This window comes from Mesorhizobium ciceri biovar biserrulae (genome assembly GCF_001618845.1).
GTDB lineage: Bacteria > Pseudomonadota > Alphaproteobacteria > Rhizobiales > Rhizobiaceae > Mesorhizobium > Mesorhizobium ciceri.
In genome coordinates this window covers 4,892,784-4,906,363 of sequence record NZ_CP015064.1, presented here as the reverse complement: position 1 = coordinate 4,906,363, position 13,580 = coordinate 4,892,784, and the positions used below count along the sequence as shown (strand labels likewise).

General features: G+C 61.2%; 14 protein-coding genes and 1 tRNA gene. 10 read left to right on the top strand and 5 right to left on the bottom strand.

Features of this window, described 5'->3' with window-relative positions; all coding sequences use genetic code 11:
• The first annotated feature begins 98 nt into the window (after nucleotides 1–98).
• The 6 genes from A4R29_RS23160 to fghA all read left to right on the top strand — a co-directional run bounded on the left by A4R29_RS23160 (nucleotide 99) and on the right by fghA (nucleotide 6,637).
• A complete protein-coding gene (locus A4R29_RS23160) occupies nucleotides 99–956 on the top strand; it encodes an aromatic ring-hydroxylating oxygenase subunit alpha (RefSeq protein ID WP_013529896.1) in 858 nt (285 codons plus the stop codon).
• A gap of 29 nt (nucleotides 957–985) precedes the next feature.
• Nucleotides 986–1,879: an aromatic ring-hydroxylating oxygenase subunit alpha gene (locus tag A4R29_RS23155; protein ID WP_063172968.1), complete on the top strand. Its 894-nt coding sequence runs from the start codon at nucleotides 986–988 to the stop codon at nucleotides 1,877–1,879.
• A 21-nt stretch (nucleotides 1,880–1,900) separates the two neighbouring features.
• Nucleotides 1,901–3,667, top strand: a complete 1,767-nt coding sequence (locus A4R29_RS23150; protein ID WP_063172967.1) for a Rieske 2Fe-2S domain-containing protein — start codon at nucleotides 1,901–1,903, stop codon at nucleotides 3,665–3,667.
• A gap of 71 nt (nucleotides 3,668–3,738) precedes the next feature.
• Entirely contained in the window at nucleotides 3,739–4,389 is a 651-nt protein-coding gene (locus A4R29_RS23145) for a glutathione S-transferase family protein (protein ID WP_063172966.1), read from the top strand.
• Nucleotides 4,390–4,451: 62 nt separating this feature from the next.
• Nucleotides 4,452–5,579, top strand: coding sequence for an S-(hydroxymethyl)glutathione dehydrogenase/class III alcohol dehydrogenase (locus A4R29_RS23140; protein WP_063172965.1), 1,128 nt, complete (start codon nucleotides 4,452–4,454; stop codon nucleotides 5,577–5,579).
• A gap of 212 nt (nucleotides 5,580–5,791) precedes the next feature.
• Nucleotides 5,792–6,637: an S-formylglutathione hydrolase gene (gene fghA, locus A4R29_RS23135; protein WP_063172964.1), complete on the top strand. Its 846-nt coding sequence runs from the start codon at nucleotides 5,792–5,794 to the stop codon at nucleotides 6,635–6,637.
• A 182-nt stretch (nucleotides 6,638–6,819) separates the two neighbouring features.
• On the opposite strand, the gene A4R29_RS23130 is transcribed toward fghA, so the two are convergent.
• Nucleotides 6,820–6,896 (bottom strand) — tRNA-Met (locus A4R29_RS23130).
• Between the two features lie 240 nt (nucleotides 6,897–7,136).
• Between A4R29_RS23130 and A4R29_RS23125 the strand changes: the two genes are divergently transcribed.
• A complete protein-coding gene (locus A4R29_RS23125; RefSeq protein WP_063172963.1) occupies nucleotides 7,137–8,102 on the top strand; it encodes a Gfo/Idh/MocA family protein in 966 nt (321 codons plus the stop codon).
• Nucleotides 8,103–8,142: 40 nt separating this feature from the next.
• Here A4R29_RS23125 and mnmA read toward each other — a convergent pair whose 3' ends face one another.
• The gene (mnmA, locus tag A4R29_RS23120) at nucleotides 8,143–9,333 is read right to left on the bottom strand and encodes a tRNA 2-thiouridine(34) synthase MnmA (RefSeq protein WP_013529903.1); all 1,191 of its coding nucleotides are present in this window, start codon (nucleotides 9,331–9,333) and stop codon (nucleotides 8,143–8,145) included.
• Between the two features lie 289 nt (nucleotides 9,334–9,622).
• Between mnmA and sciP the strand changes: the two genes are divergently transcribed.
• The gene (sciP, locus tag A4R29_RS23115) at nucleotides 9,623–9,898 is read left to right on the top strand and encodes a CtrA inhibitor SciP (protein ID WP_013529904.1); all 276 of its coding nucleotides are present in this window, start codon (nucleotides 9,623–9,625) and stop codon (nucleotides 9,896–9,898) included.
• Nucleotides 9,899–9,967: 69 nt separating this feature from the next.
• On the opposite strand, the gene A4R29_RS23110 is transcribed toward sciP, so the two are convergent.
• The gene (locus tag A4R29_RS23110; RefSeq protein ID WP_063172962.1) at nucleotides 9,968–10,894 is read right to left on the bottom strand and encodes an NADP-dependent oxidoreductase; all 927 of its coding nucleotides are present in this window, start codon (nucleotides 10,892–10,894) and stop codon (nucleotides 9,968–9,970) included.
• 90 nt (nucleotides 10,895–10,984) lie between these two features.
• Between A4R29_RS23110 and A4R29_RS23105 the strand changes: the two genes are divergently transcribed.
• On the top strand, nucleotides 10,985–11,383 hold the full coding sequence (locus tag A4R29_RS23105) for a winged helix-turn-helix transcriptional regulator (protein ID WP_013529906.1): 399 nt from the start codon (nucleotides 10,985–10,987) through the stop codon (nucleotides 11,381–11,383).
• 98 nt (nucleotides 11,384–11,481) lie between these two features.
• On the opposite strand, the gene A4R29_RS23100 is transcribed toward A4R29_RS23105, so the two are convergent.
• A complete protein-coding gene (locus tag A4R29_RS23100) occupies nucleotides 11,482–11,859 on the bottom strand; it encodes a flagellar export protein FliJ (RefSeq protein WP_013529907.1) in 378 nt (125 codons plus the stop codon).
• 452 nt (nucleotides 11,860–12,311) lie between these two features.
• Between A4R29_RS23100 and ctrA the strand changes: the two genes are divergently transcribed.
• Complete coding sequence (ctrA, locus tag A4R29_RS23095) at nucleotides 12,312–13,007, top strand: response regulator transcription factor CtrA (RefSeq protein WP_006203583.1); 696 nt, start codon at nucleotides 12,312–12,314, stop codon at nucleotides 13,005–13,007.
• Between the two features lie 104 nt (nucleotides 13,008–13,111).
• Here the strand turns inward: ctrA and A4R29_RS23090 are convergent, their stop codons facing one another.
• Entirely contained in the window at nucleotides 13,112–13,516 is a 405-nt protein-coding gene (locus A4R29_RS23090) for a response regulator (RefSeq protein ID WP_024504503.1), read from the bottom strand.
• Between the last annotated feature and the right edge of the window lie 64 nt (nucleotides 13,517–13,580).

The following is a 13,580-nucleotide window of genomic DNA, read 5'->3' as shown; positions in this document are numbered from 1 at the left end:
AAAAAATCATTGATTGGTATCCAATCTTGTGATTTCGTCATTGCGAAACGTCAGGCTAGGTTCGTGGTGAAGGGCTAGCCGAGTTGGGAGGGATGCCGATGGCAACCCATTGCGTCGACCGCGAGCTTCTGAACGACTGGCATATCGTCGCTGACCAGGAATCGCTCAGCCAGGATGTGCCCTTTTCGACCCGCCTGCTTGGGGTCGATCTCGTCGTTCGAAAACATTCAAACAAGATCGAAGTCGTTCGCAACGATACCGGCGACGTGTTGAAGAGCGCCGAGCGCTATGGCTTCGTCTGGACCTGTCTGGACAAACCCTGGCGCGACATCATCTACATCCCCGAGGCCAACGAGGCGGATCGACATCTGGTCAGCGGCGGCTCGATCGCGGTCAAGGTGTCGGGCCTTCGCGCCGTCGAGAATTTTCTCGACATGGGGCATTTCCCCTTCATCCACACCGGCTGGCTCGGCGAGGAGCCGCATACCGAGGTCGTGCCTTACAAGGTGGAAATCACGCCCCAGGACGAGGTGCTGGCGACCGAATGCAAATTCTACCAGCCCATCGCGTCGCCGACCGCGAAGGAAGGGTTCGTCGTCGAGTACATCTACAAGGTGATCCGGCCCTATACGGTGGCGCTCTACAAGAGCAATCCGATCCAGAAGGGGAGGCTGGATGTCATCACGCTGTTCGTGCAGCCGGTCGACGAGGAGAACTGCGTCGCGCATCCCTATCTCTGCTACCTCAAGGAGGGCATGGACGCGGCGACGGTGCGCAGTTTCATGCAATTGATCTTCGCGCAGGACAAGCCGATCCTGGAAAACCAGGTCCCCAAGCGCCTGCCGCTCGATCCGCGCGCCGAGACGCCGATCCGCGCCGATGCCGTCTCGGTTTCCTATCGGCGCTGGCTGCGTGACAGGGCGGTCACCTATGGTGCGATACCGGCACAGATCTGATGACGTCCGAGGGTATTTGAAGGGATAACATGATGACGAAATGCGCTGATCCCGTGATCCTCAATCTCTGGCATCCCGTGGGCGCCATCGCGGAAGCTGCTCCCGGCGCCGTCCAGGAGACCGTTCTGCTCGAGGAGCGCCTCAGCTTTGCGGTGGACGTGGATGGCGAGCCCGTCGTCTGGCGCTCGCGTTCCGATGTGCAAAGGGCTGACCATATTCCACCCGCCGACAGGCTGCCTGCAATAAGCGCCTATGGCTATGTCTGGACTTCGCTCGGGTCGCCGCCGGCCGAGCTGTTCCCGATCCCCGAATATCAAGAGCCGGACCGCCGCAAGCTCAATGCGGCAACGTTCGGCGTCAACGTCTCGGCGCCGCGCGCCATCGAGAACTTTCTCGACATGGGCCACTTCCCCTATGTGCATACCGACATACTCGGCGTCGAGCCGCATACCGAAGTCAAGGAATACGACGTCGAGATCTCCGTCGATCGCGACGAGATCCTGGCCACGCGCTGCCGCTTCTTCCAGCCGATGGCGTCGACGGCGTCCGATGGCGGCGCCGACGTCGACTACGTCTATCGCGTGCCGCATCCCTATTGCTCGGTGCTCTATAAATCGAGCCCGGTCGACGAGACCCGGCGCGATGTCATCGCCGTCTTCCTGCAGCCGGTCGACCAGGAGCATGTGCGCGCCCACATGCTGCTTTGCGTGCTCGACGAAGACAATGAAGACAAGGTGATCAAGCGTTTCCAGCAGACGATCTTCGGCCAGGACAAGCCGATCCTGGAAAACCAGGTGCCGAAGCGCCTGCCGCTCGATCCGCGCGCCGAGACGCCGATCCGCGCTGACAAGTCGGCCATCGCCTACCGGCGCTGGCTCAGCCAGAAGGGCGTGACCTACGGGGTCATCCCGGCTGCAGCCTGACAGACATTTTGGAGACGATTGATGTTGGAAGAAGCCAGAAGCCGGTGGCATCCGATCGCCGCTGCCCATGATTTGCCGTTTCGCCACGTTTTCCACGGCCAGTTGCTCGGCCGGGAATTCGCCGTGTGGCGGGCCGATGACGGTTACGTCAACATCTGGGAGAACCGCTGCCTGCATCGCGGCGTCAGGCTGTCGATCGGCATCAATGACGGGCGCGAACTGAAATGCCAGTATCACGGCTGGCGTTATTCGAACCGCACCGCTGGCTGCACCTATATCCCGGCTCATCCGGCCGATGCACCCGCCCGCACCATCACCAACCGCACTTTTCCGGCGGTCGAACGTTATGGCTTGGTCTGGTCCTCGGAAGAGCCGCGCGGGGAGGTGCCTGAGATTGCCGGCCTCGCCGAAGGCAAGCTCGTCGCCTTGCGCGGCATCGCGGTCAACGCGCCGGCCGACAAGGTCGTCGAGAGGCTGAGAGCCTATCGCTTTCAACCCAACGGAGCGATCGATGGCGAGGGCGCCGACATTCTCGTCGAAGCCGCCCAGGATTTCGCTGTGGCGCTTCGCTCGCGAGCCAGCGGTGCCGAGACGCAGGGCGTTTTCTTCGTGCAGCCGGTCGATTCCAACCGTTCGGTGATCCGCGGCGTGCTCGATCAGGAGGCCGAGGGCGCCGCGCGCATTGCCATTCTGCGTCACCACAATGAGCGGCTTTCCAAGCTGCGCGACGAGGTCGAGCGCGACGTGGCGAACGCGCCGGCGCCGGCGCCGCTCGAGCCGGTCTACGAACGGGTCTCGGCCGAACTCGCCGAAATGCCTGAGGTGACCACGCATGGCCGCAAGGCTGCGCTGCGTGTCAGCGTGGCCAGAAAATGGCAGACCGCTGACGGGATCGCAGGCTTCGAGCTTCGTCCGATCAAGGGCATCCTGCCGACGTTCCAGCCTGGAGCCCATATCGACGTCCACATGCCCAATGGCGAGATCAGGCAGTATTCGATCACCAACGGTCCCGGTGAAACCGACAGCTTCACCATCGGCGTCAAGCTGGAACGGGACTCCAAGGGTGGCTCGAAATGCATGCATGAGACGGTGCGAGAGGGCGACGTGTTGGCGATTTCCGAGCCACGCAACAACTTCCCGCTGCGCCGCGATGCGATCAAGACGCTGTTCGTCGCCGGCGGCATCGGCATCACGCCGCTGCTCGCCATGGCGCAGGCGCTGAAGAACCAGGAGCTTGCGCACGAGCTGCATTATTTCGCGCAAGGCGAGGAACACCTCGCCTTTGCCGATCGGCTGAAGCATCTCGGCGATGCGCTGAAGCCGCATCTCGGCCTCTCGCCCGACGCGACCGGCGCCGAGCTTCGACAACTCCTCGCCGGTCATCGCAATGGCATGCATCTCTACATCTGCGGCCCGGGACCGATGCTGGAAGCCGCGCGCAAGATCGCGGCCGAGCAGGGCTGGCCGGATAGCGCCGTCCATTTCGAGTACTTCAAGAACACCAACAAGATCGACGACAGTTCGAGCTTCGAGGTCGCGCTGGCGCGCTCCTGCGTCACGCTTCAGGTGCCGGCGGGCAAGACGATCATGCAGGTCATGCGCGAAAGCGGCATCGATGTTCCGTCGTCTTGCGAGCAAGGCGCCTGCGGCACTTGCGTGGCGACGGTGATCGAGGGCGAACCGGACCATCAGGACGTCTACCTCAACGATGCCGAGAGGAAGGCCGGAACCAAGATCATGACCTGCGTTTCGCGCGCCAAATCGGCACGCCTCGTGCTGGACATCTAACTGTTTGTTTTACGCAATTCCGGACGGAAAACCATTACACACTTTTCCTGGAATTGCTTTAGGAGCCGCCGATGATCACGCTTTACGACTACGAACTGTCGGGCAATTGCTACAAGCTGCGGCTGCTGATGAGTTTTCTCGGCATCGACTACAAGACCGTGCCGGTCGACTTCTACCCCGGCCGCGAACACAAGTCGGAATGGTTCCTGAAACTCAATCCGCTTGGCCAGTTGCCGGTCATCGAGGATGAAGGGCTGATCTTGCGCGACGCCCAAGCGATCCTTGTCTATCTCGCCTCGAAATACGATCCGACGGGCACCTGGTATCCGCGGGACAATCCCGCTCTGCTGGGCGAGATCAGCCAGTGGCTGGCCTTTGCAGACGGTATCACTTCGACGGCATCGGCCGCCCGCCTGCACGATGCGCTGTTTTATGACTTTGATATCGACGCCGCGCGTGCCGGCGCGCATCGCCTTTTCCGTATCCTCGACGAGCATCTGTGGTTCGGCGAACAGCAGGGCCGCAACTGGATCTGTTCGGCCAGTCACCCGACCATCGCCGACATCGCCTGTTTTCCTTACATCATCCTGTCGGAGGAAGGCGGTATTCCGCGCCAGGACTATCCGGCAATTCGGCGCTGGTGCGACCGTGTCAAGCGCATCAAGGGGTTTACGGTGATGTCGGGCGTGTTCCCTGCAGGTCCTGGCAAGATCGCTGCTTAGTCTGACTACGCAGGGCAGCAGCCACGGCTTCGGCCAAAGAAAATTTTGGGAGAGAAGAAAGTATGAAAAGCCGCGCCGCTGTCGCTGTTGCCGCCGGAAAGCCGCTGGAGATCATGGAGGTCGACCTCGAGGGTCCGCGCGAGGGCGAAGTGCTGGTCGAGATCAAGGCGACAGGCATTTGCCACACCGACGAATTCACACTGTCGGGCGCCGATCCGGAAGGTCTGTTTCCGGCCATCCTCGGCCATGAAGGCGCCGGCGTGGTGGTCGATGTCGGCAAGGGTGTCACCTCGCTCAAGAAGGGCGACCACGTCATCCCGCTCTATACGCCCGAATGCCGCCAGTGCCCGTCCTGCCTGTCGAGAAAGACGAACCTCTGCACGGCGATCCGCGCCACGCAGGGCCAGGGCCTGATGCCCGATGGTTCGTCGCGCTTCTCGATCGGCAAGGACAAGATCTTTCACTATATGGGCTGCTCGACCTTCTCCAACTTCACCGTGCTGCCCGAGATCGCACTGGCCAAGGTCAATCCCGACGCGCCCTTCGACAAGATCTGCTACATCGGCTGCGGCGTCACCACCGGCATCGGTGCCGTGATCAACACCGCCAAGGTCGAGATCGGCGCCACCGCGGTCGTCTTCGGCCTCGGCGGCATCGGCCTCAATGTCATCCAGGGCCTGAAACTTGCCGGCGCCGACATGATCATCGGCGTCGATTTGAACAACGACAAGAAGGAGTGGGGCGAGCGCTTCGGCATGACGCATTTCGTCAATCCGAAGGAGATCGACGGCGATGTCGTGCCCTACCTCGTCAACATGACCAAGCGTGGCGCCGACCAGATCGGCGGCGCCGACTACACATTCGACTGCACCGGCAGCACCAAGGTGATGCGTCAGGCGCTCGAAGCCTCGCATCGCGGCTGGGGCAAATCGGTGGTCATCGGCGTTGCCGGCGCCGGCCAGGAGATCTCGACCAGGCCGTTCCAGCTGGTCACCGGCCGCACCTGGATGGGCACCGCCTTCGGCGGCGCGCGCGGCCGCACCGATGTGCCGAAGATCGTCGACTGGTACATGGACGGCAAGATCCAAATCGACCCTATGATCACCCACACGCTCAAGCTCGAGGACATCAACAAGGGTTTCGATCTCATGCATGCCGGGGAGAGCATTCGCAGCGTCGTGGTTTACTGACCGGCTCACACGACACGCTCGCGTCGAAGGCTCTGTGTTCCCAAAATACCGTGCCTCCCCGACATCGGGCGTTAGGCCGGCGGCGCGACTGACATTCCGGATGTCCGCGCCGCCGGTCGGTTCGACCCCACCTGATCCGCCCGGGTTGCCGCGATCATGGTCGATGCCGTAGACACCGGCCCATTGGCGTTTGAAATCCGTGGAGAGGGAATATGCCGGAACCCATGAAGACCATCTCCCAGGCAAAATCCCATGGCGGAGTGCAGGGCATCTATTCGCACCTGTCGACGAGTTGCTGCTGCGACATGACGTTTGCCGTTTTCGTGCCTCCACAGGCCCGGGAAACGCCTTGCCCCGTGGTGTGGTATTTGTCGGGACTGACCTGCACCCATCAAAATGTCATGGACAAAGGCGAATACAGGCGCATGGCCGCCGAACTTGGCCTGATCGTCGTCTGTCCAGACACCAGTCCGCGCGGCGCCGACATCCCTGATGACAAGGACAATTGGCAGTTTGGCGGCGGCGCCGGCTTTTATCTTGATGCAACGCAGGAGCCTTATGCGAAGAACTACCGGATGTATTCCTACCTCGTCGAGGAACTACCCACGCTGATCGCCGCTAATTTTCCGGCAGACATGTCGCGCCAAGCCATAACGGGCCATTCGATGGGCGGACACGGCGCGCTGACGATTGCTTTGAAAAACCCGCAGCGGTTCAGGAGTTGCTCGGCATTTGCGCCGATCGTGCAGCCAAGCGCTGCCGGCTGGTCAAGGCCGGCTTTCGAAAAATATCTCGGCACGGATGAGGCCTCGTGGCGGGCCTACGACGCTACTTCGCTTGTTGAAGACGGGCGCCGCTTCCCAGAATTTCTCGTCGATCAGGGAACATCGGACGGGTTCCTGAATGACGGGCTGAGACCCTGGCTTTTGGAGGCGGCCTGCGCCAAAGCCGGCATTCCGCTGACGTTGCGCATGCAGGACGGATACGACCATTCGTATTTCTTCATTTCGACATTCATGGACGACCATTTGAGATGGCATGCGGAACGGCTTGCATAGGTCGAGGTCCGAGCGATGCAATCGGATTAATCCTCGTCCAAGCGAGGACCGCGTTACTCTTTTTCGTCTCTACCAGGGCGAGGAACACGATGGCGCCGCATTGAAATTATTGAACAATTTCAACCGGAGGCGCTACCAACGCGTACAAATTTTTTAGCCATTTCAACGGTTTAACTGGATTTTGGTAGCGGGAGAGGGACTTGAACCCCCGACCCCAGGATTATGATTCCCGTGCTCTAACCAACTGAGCTACCCCGCCAGGGCGGCGAAAGACCCGAAATCCGCCTCAAATCGAAAGGCATGTCGGGGGCGTTCGCCAAGGTCGCGCGGATATAAGGTTGGGAGGGCGAGCCTGTCAAGCTTCGAAGCAACCGGCTTGCCGGCTTATCGTCATTATCGAAAAGCTTTGCCGCGGCGACATTTGGTTGTCGCCGCCGGGGTTGAGTTCGAAGGGGCACGTCGCTATGTCTCGGCCACGAGTTTTTAGAGTTTGAAACAGATGAAGCCGCGCATAGCAGTCCTCGGTTGCGGATACTGGGGCAGCAACCACATCCGCACTCTCAAGGCGCTCGGCGCGCTGCACGCGGTCTCCGATACCAACCGGGCCCGCGCGGAAGGCTTTGCCAGCGAGCAGGACTGCCTGGCGATCGAGCCGGACCAGCTGTTCGTCCGTGACGATATCGACGCCATCGTCATGGCGCTGCCGCCGCAATTCCATGCCGACCTTGCGGTACGTGCCGTCGAGAACGGCAAGGACGTGCTGGTGGAAAAGCCGATCGCGCTGACGGTGGCGGATGCCGAGCGTGCGGTGCAGGCGGCCAAGGATAATGGCCGCGTCTTCATGGTCGGCCATGTCCTGCGGTTCCACCCCGCCTTCGAGACGCTGAAAGGGCTGATCGACAAGGGCGAGCTTGGCGAAGTCCGCTACATCCACTCTCACCGGCTCGGCCTCGGCAAGTTCCACACAGAGAACGACGCGCTGTGGGACCTGGCGCCGCACGATCTGTCGATGATCCTGGCGATCACCGGCACAGAGCCGATCGAGGTGCGCGGCGAGGGGGCCGCCCTGCTCGACAATCTCAGCGACTTCGCGCATCTGCACATGCGCTTCCCCAACGGCCTGCGCAGCCATCTTTTCACCTCGCGTCTCAATCCCTATCGCGAGCGGCGGCTGACCGTGGTCGGCACCAAGGCAATGGCGGTGTTCGACGACGTCGAGCCATGGGAACGCAAGCTGGCCGTCTACCGCCACGCGGTGTGGCAGGACAGCGGCCAATGGGCCTTCACCACCAATGAGCCGTCCTATGTCGCGGTTGCCCAGGGCATGCCGCTGACGCGCGAGCTGGAGCATTTCATCCACTGCATCGAGACGCGTGCCGAACCGCGTACCAGCGGCGAGGAAGCGATCAGGGTGCTGCGCATCCTGACCGCCGGCACGGTCACCCACACCAAGTCGAATTCCTGAAGCGCGGATTATTCGGCAGGAAACTTATTCCGCGGGAATCTTATTCCGCGGGAATCTGGGCCGGCCGGGCGGCAAGCCGGGTCAGCATGGCCTCGGCCTCGGCGCCACGCTCCGAACGCTCGATGAAGCCGCCGCCGAACACGCGGGCCTCGTTGCCGTCATCGGAGTAGAGCACGCAGGCCTGGCCCGGCGCGATGCCGGACTCGCCGTCTACCAGCTCCACCCATGTGGCACCGGCACGATGATGCAGCACGGCCGGGCGCGGCGGCCGCGTCGAGCGGACCTTGGCGAACAGTTCCAGGCCGCCGGCAGGGACGTCTGTGAGCGGTCCGTCGCCCAGCCAGTTCATATTGCGCAGATAGATCTTGTGCGTCTCCAGCGCCTCGCGCGGGCCAACCACGACGCGAGCCCGGTCGGCATCGAGATGGACGACGTAAAGCGGCTCGCCGGAAGCGATGCCGATGCCACGGCGCTGGCCGATCGTGTAGCGCAGGATGCCCTCATGGCGGCCGAGCACGCGGCCGTCGATGTGGACGATGTCGCCCGGATTGGCCGCAGTTGGCTTCAGCTTGGCGATGATGTCGGAATACTTGCCCTGCGGCACGAAGCAGATGTCCTGGCTGTCCTGCTTGGCGGCAACCGCCAGCCCCATCTCCTCGGCGATGGCGCGAACCTGAGGCTTCGACAGGCCGCCGAGGGGAAAGCGCAGATAATCGATCTGCGCCTGCGTGGTGGCGAACAGGAAGTAGCTCTGGTCACGGTCGGCGTCGACCGGACGGTAGAGCGCGCGCTGGGCGCCATTGGCGCCGGAACGGATGTAGTGGCCGGTGGCCAGCGCGTCGGCGCCGAGCTCCTTGGCGGTGGCCAGGAGGTCGGCGAACTTCACCGTCTGGTTGCAGGAAACGCACGGGATCGGCGTCTCGCCGGCGACGTAGCTTTCGGCGAAGGGATCGATGACCGCCTTGCGGAAGCGTTCCTCGTAGTCGAGCACATAATGGGGGATGCCGAGCGTCTCGGAGACACGGCGGGCATCGTCGATGTCCTGCCCGGCGCAGCATGAGCCGGCCCGGTGCGTCGCCGCGCCGTGGTCGTAGAGCTGCAGGGTGACGCCGACGACGTCGTAGCCCTCGCGTTTCAGCAGGCCGGCGACGACCGATGAATCGACACCGCCCGACATGGCGACGACGATGCGGGTGTTTTCGGGACGTCCGGGAAGATCGAGACTGTTCATGATGCTTTCGTTCTGCGCGGCGCCTCAATGCCAATGTCGAGAATATAGGTCAAGCTTTACCGGCGCGCCAGCGTGCAGGGCGATTCACCGTTTGTGGCCGATCTTCGCCAAGGGATGCATTTTCCCCCGGCAAATCAGGGTTTGCGGGCAGATGTTTCAAATGCCGGCGAAAAGACTAACGCGGCGTTCATGATCCTTACCTAGTCATTAGGGTCTGCTTAGGCAATTTTTAAAGCTGTGGCGGTAACGTGGCGGGGATTGGGTCTTTGAGTTTTTTGTAGAGAGTACGATGACCGATCTGGTTAGACCGAGAGTCAAATATGTTATCGGGCCTGACGGCAGCCCTCTTACGATTGCCGATCTGCCGCCGACCAATACACGTCGCTGGGTTATCCGGCGTAAGGCGGAAGTGGTTGCGGCCGTGCGCGGCGGGCTTTTGAGCCTGGACGAGGCATGCCAACGCTACAAGCTCACCACCGAGGAATTCCTGTCCTGGCAGGCGTCGATCGACGAATACGGCCTTGCCGGGCTGCGCACGACACGCATCCAGCAATACCGGCACTGACCATTGCGAATTTAGATGAAGGGCGCGGCTAACCCCGCGCCCTTCTGTTTTTCACGGTCACCGTTCCGCTCAGAGCGACAGCACAACCTTGCCGATCGGCTTGGTGGCAAGGAAGGCGTGAGCGGCCCCCGCCTGGTCCAGTGGGAAGCTCTTCGCCACATGGACGGTGAGCTTGTGGGCATCGATCAACCGAGCCAGTTCCAGCAGGCCCTCCCTGTCGGGCACGACCGACATACGCTCGACCCGAATATTGCGCGCACTGGCCTGCGCCCTGGTGTCGTTGCTGACATCGAGCAATGATACCAGCACGCCGCCACGTTTGAGCACCTTCAGTGAGCGTTGGGCGTGGTCGCCGCCCATTGGATCCAGCACCAGATCGATGTCGCGAACCTGGTCGGTGAAATCGCCCTTGGTGTAGTCGATGACCTCGTCGGCGCCGAGGTTGCGGACGAAATCGAGCTTGGCCGGACTGGCCGTGGCGACGACGTGGGCCCCGTGCGCCTTGGCGATCTGCACCGCCAGATGACCGACGCCGCCGGCTCCCGCATGCACCAATACGCGCTGCCCCGATTTCAGCCCGCCGTGGCGAACAAGCCCTTGCCAGGCGGTGAGGCCGGCCAGCGGCAAGGCGCCTGCCTCGAGGTGGCCCGCGCCCTTCGGCTTCAGTGTGATTTGATCGGCAGGTACGGCAACCAACTCGGCATAGGCGGCGGCCTGCTTGGGAAAGCGCGGCATCCCGAACACCTCGTCGCCGATCTTGAAGCCGGTGACGCCGGCGCCGAGTGCTTCGACAGTTCCCGAGATATCCCAACCCAGGATGAAGGGCGGCGCGCCGAGCAAGGGGTAGTAGCCGGCACGGACGGCGCCATCGACCGGATTGATGCCCGCGGCCTTGACACCGACCAGCACTTCGCAGGCCTCTGGCGTGGGATCCGGCTGATCGGCGATGACAAGGACGTCGGGTCCGCCGACGGAATTCTGGATAGCGGCACGCATTGAGATGTCTCCTGCTCGGTTGATGCCACTATCATTTGGATAGTAATAGTCCCTTGTCCAGTATGTACCTTCCTGATACATACGCACCTCATGGATAGTGAAGATGATTGCGGTTTCGGCTATGACGCGTTCCGGCGAACGTGTCCTTCGCACACGGTGCTGGAGATGCTGGCCAGCAAATGGGTCTATCTGGTGGTTTGCGCGCTGCGCAAAGGCCGGCTGCGCAATGGCGAGCTTGCCCGGAAGCTTGACGGCATCACGCCGAAGATGCTGACGCAGACGCTGCGCGTGCTTGAGCGCGACGGATTGGTACGGCGCGAGATCTTTCCGGTCATTCCGCCGCGCGTCGAATATGAATTGACCGAGCTCGGTCAGAACCTGGCGGGACTGCTTACCCAGATCAGGTCATGGGCGGAGCAGCATGCGCCGGATATCAAGGATGCCCGTGCAAGGGCAATTGCTGAGAATGAAGGGGATTGGGCCGCGTAGGGCGGTTTTCAATTTTTCTGGGCGTATTCCCGCCGGGCCGCAAGCCGCGACAATGCGCCAGCCCGATGGCGAGCGTTGACGTCGCCAGGGGCAGGGTTTTAGCCGATCATGGCGCTGCGGCCACCGACTTCGGCTTCGCGGATCTTCGTGTCGCGCGATTCCAGCATTTCCGCTTTGGAAAGCTCCGCTTCAGCTTCGCCGAGTAATGATTCGGCGGCGCTTCGCTGCTGGGCGAGGTCGCTTTGGGAATTCCTGAGATTGTCGCGGCGCAGGCGAGCCGCCTTGGCGAAGGTCGGATAGGCGAAATGGTTGATGTCGGTGATGCCGGCCTTCTTCTCCTCGGCGGTAATCTGAAGCTCCAGCTCGACGGCCATGCGTTCGAACTCGGCGATCATCATGTCGAGCTGCAGCAGCTGCCGCCGCTTCTCATTCACCTGAAACTGTTTCAGCCGAACGAGGTTTTCACGTGACTTCATGATTCGGTACTCCCGGAAACGCACACCCGCACTTATCGTCCAAACCACCTGGAAACGCCCAGGCCGCACCCGTGTCCACCGGCTTTCCCCCAACTATGGGAAACAAAACCCTAAAGTTTTTTGCCGGCGGTAACCATTCGTTTACGGGCATTGTTAATCATACGGGTCAGGACTTAAGGCCGGGTAAAAATTCCGGCCACCGATGCGGAAGCGACGTCGATGAGTCCCTGGAGTCGCTTAGTCCAGGTTGTTAATGTGTTGCATTAGGAATTTGGTTCTGAGATTCGTTATTAGATTCAAGAGGGTGTAGAAAGAGGTTAAAAAATCTGGTACCGTCATGGACGGGAAATTAGGATTTGTTAACCATTCAATGGCAGCCTCTGCACAAGGCAACCACTGCTCCGGGTCCGGACGGGTCGTGAAATGGTCCGGCAGCAGAAAAGGGGAATAAAATGCGTGTTCTGCTGATAGAAGATGACAGTGCAACCGCACAAAGCATCGAACTGATGCTGAAATCAGAAAGTTTCAACGTCTACACGACCGATCTCGGTGAAGAGGGTGTCGATCTAGGCAAGCTCTACGACTACGATATCATTCTTCTCGACCTCAACCTGCCTGACATGTCAGGCTACGAGGTCTTGAGAACGCTTCGCCTTTCCAAGGTCAAAACACCTATTCTCATCCTCTCCGGCATGGCCGGCATCGAGGACAAGGTGCGCGGCCTCGGCTTCGGCGCAGACGACTACATGACCAAGCCATTCCACAAGGACGAGCTGGTTGCCCGCATTCATGCCATCGTGCGGCGTTCCAAGGGCCACGCCCAGTCGGTCATCACCACGGGCGACCTGGTGGTCAACCTCGATGCCAAGACAGTCGAAGTGGGCGGCCAGCGCGTGCACCTGACCGGCAAGGAATACCAGATGCTGGAGTTGCTCTCGCTACGCAAGGGCACCACGTTGACCAAGGAAATGTTCCTCAACCACCTCTATGGCGGCATGGACGAGCCTGAGCTGAAAATCATCGACGTCTTCATCTGCAAGCTGCGCAAAAAGCTCGACGCGGCATCGGGCGGTCAGAACTACATCGAAACGGTCTGGGGTCGCGGCTATGTGCTGCGCGAACCGGAAGACATTCGCGTCAGCGCCTGAGCGACGAATCGTTCGAATCTTTTCAATAAAAAACCCGGCTTCGGCCGGGTTTTTGCATGATGGGCTGGTAACGGTCTGCTTTTGGGCTTCCGAGCAGAAGACCGTCACGCACTTTTTCTGGAGTTGCTCAAGGATGCCGAATCAGGTGCGCTCTTCAAGGTGCGAAAGCGCTCGAGCAGCTGCGGGCGGTTGAACGGCTTCAAGAGATAGCCCTGGGCGCCGGCTCGCTTGGCCCGCATGATCGAAGCAATATCGAGCTCGACCAGGGAAATCAGGATCTGCGGCCTTATCGGGCTCTCCATGGCGCGGACGCGACGGATGAGATCGACTGCCGGTACGTCGGGCAAGGCGCCATCGACGACGATGATGTCGGGCATGTCGGCGGCGCACATCTCCAGCGCGTCAAGTCCGCTGGCGGCCTCGATGACAATCATTTCGGAGCCGCCCAGGATGCGTTTTGCAACCTTCCTGATAACGCTTGAATCGTCGACGAACATGCAGCGTTTCATTTCCGGGTCCTCTTTGCCTTCTGGCAGTCCGGTAGCGTCGGGGCATCCAGGACGCACCATAGGC